This window comes from Parvibaculum sp. (genome assembly GCF_049672805.1).
Classification (GTDB): Bacteria; Pseudomonadota; Alphaproteobacteria; order Parvibaculales; family Parvibaculaceae; genus Parvibaculum.
This window is the reverse complement of sequence record NZ_JBATWS010000088.1, coordinates 1-1,916: the sequence shown is the minus strand read 5'-3', so window position 1 is coordinate 1,916 and position 1,916 is coordinate 1. Positions and strand designations below refer to the sequence as shown.

The following is a 1,916-nucleotide window of genomic DNA, read 5'->3' as shown; positions in this document are numbered from 1 at the left end:
ACAACACCTTTTCCAGCTTGTTGGTCGAACGCCTCAGCACATACCAGCCGCCGGGGTCGCGGTCTCCAGTCAGGTGGACCAGCACGACCTGGCCGTCCCGGCTGACGTCGACGAAGGTCACGTGCTGCTGCGGCAGCAGTTCCGCCAGGGCCTTGTGCAGCTCGGCCTCGGGCCGTCCCGGGTCGAAGTAGGCCAGCCGCGGGCGGCCGCTCTGCGGGGCGGCCGCGAACGGGACCGACGGGTGGCCTGTCCATTGCGTCAGGCCGACACTGGCGAAGTCATCACCCGCCAGCACCTCGGAATCGCCGCCGTCCAGATCGCTCAGCACCAGCCGCGATGGCCCTTCATCGCGGCTCAGCCGGGCATATACCCTGGTGTTGTCCGCGGTGAACGCCAGCGGCGTCCAGACGCTTCCGGCCTGCTGCAGCACCATGGGCTGCCAGCGGCGGCCATCATCCGAGCGGTACAGCAGGTAGTTGTCCGCATCGTTGCGCCCCCAGGCATAGCGCGCAACGCCGTTGCGGTCGACCAGGAATTCCAGCTGCGGCACGTTGATATCGGCAATAAGCTTGAACGTCGGCCGCTGCGTATCGACCACGTAGAGCATCGACGAGGTGGGATTGCGCTGGAGCTGGCGCATGTAGAAGCGGCCATCGTTGCTCTCGGCCACGCTTTCGATGTAACCGAAGCCGCGGTCCAGGCCGGCTGCCGCGTTCTGCTGCTCGTACCCGTAGATGTAGCGCTGGTTCTTTCCGTCGAAATCGCTGGCGATGATCTCGCCCGTGGGCAGCGGCTTTTCCAGCGACCCGTACTTGCGCCCCTTGGCAACGACCAGGCGTCGGTCGCCCACCCATGCGATCTGGAACGGGCTTTCGTAGCGCGGCAGGCGCAGCACCGCCGTCCGCGTCATGTCGGACAGGCGCAGGATCTGCACGGCGTGGTTGCCTTCCCCGAAGTCGGTCGAAACCGCCAGGTAGTCGCCCGTCGGCGACAGCCGCGGCATCGAGAACGGGCTGGCCTTGGCGAACGCTTCCACCGGTATCGTCTGGGCCACCGCTGCCGGCACCCAGGCCAGGCCAGCGAACATCCCTGTCAACAGCCACAACACCCCACGCAATCCCCTTCCCATGACAACTCCCCAGAAGCCAGGCGGTAGGCGCAGCCTAGGGTATCGGCCTGTTCTCCGGAAGAGCGCCGTTGCGGGCGGCCGGAATCACGGCGCCGGTACCTGCCCGGCGCCGTAGTGCTTCTGGCAGTGCTCGCAGAAGAACGTGCGGCGCTGCGTCCTGCCCATGTAGACCTTCCTGATCGGGCCACCGCAGACGGGGCAGGTGCCGCGGGTATGCACCAGCCAGTGTTTGCGCAGTTCGTAGATGCGCTTCCAGGCGAGGAAGTCGAAGCTGTACTCGCGGGCCTGGGCGATCAGCTGGCCCAGCTTCCGCGGCGGCAGGTCGCCGATGCGGGTCGCCGGATGGACGCGGATGCGGAACAACACCTCGTTCTTGATGATGTTGCCCACGCCCGAGAATATCTGCTGGTCCAGCAGGGCGTCGCAGACCAGCATGTCGGGCAGGGCCTTGAGCTTGCGCCGCGCCAGGCGCGGATCCCACTGCTCGCTCATCACGTCGGCGCGCCAGTCGTAGACCTCGTCCAGCGGCTGCTCGATGAACTTCACCGAGCAGGCGTAGAAGTTCAGCTCGCCATTGTCGAAGCGCAGCGACACCCGCGGCGCTGCAGGCTTGCGTTCGTCGATCAGCCAGCTGCCGAACATCATCAGGTGGATGCGCATGCTGAAATCGTCGAACTCGAGCAGGAAATGCTTGCCCCAGCTGCGCACGTCCCGCACCTGGCACCCCTGCATGCGTGCCAGCGCCTGGCGGGAGTTTCCGCTCACCCCGCGCACGACCTGGCCGCGG

General features: G+C 66.5%; 2 protein-coding genes. Both read right to left on the bottom strand.

The annotated features are described in order from the left end of the window. A partial coding sequence (locus WBF74_RS02845; RefSeq protein WP_424434875.1) for a hypothetical protein occupies positions 1–1,129 on the bottom strand: 1,129 nt, incomplete at its 3' end. An 84-nt stretch (positions 1,130–1,213) separates the two neighbouring features. Next, on the bottom strand, positions 1,214–1,916 hold a 703-nt coding region (locus WBF74_RS02840), incomplete at its 5' end, for a DNA-formamidopyrimidine glycosylase family protein (RefSeq protein ID WP_424434872.1).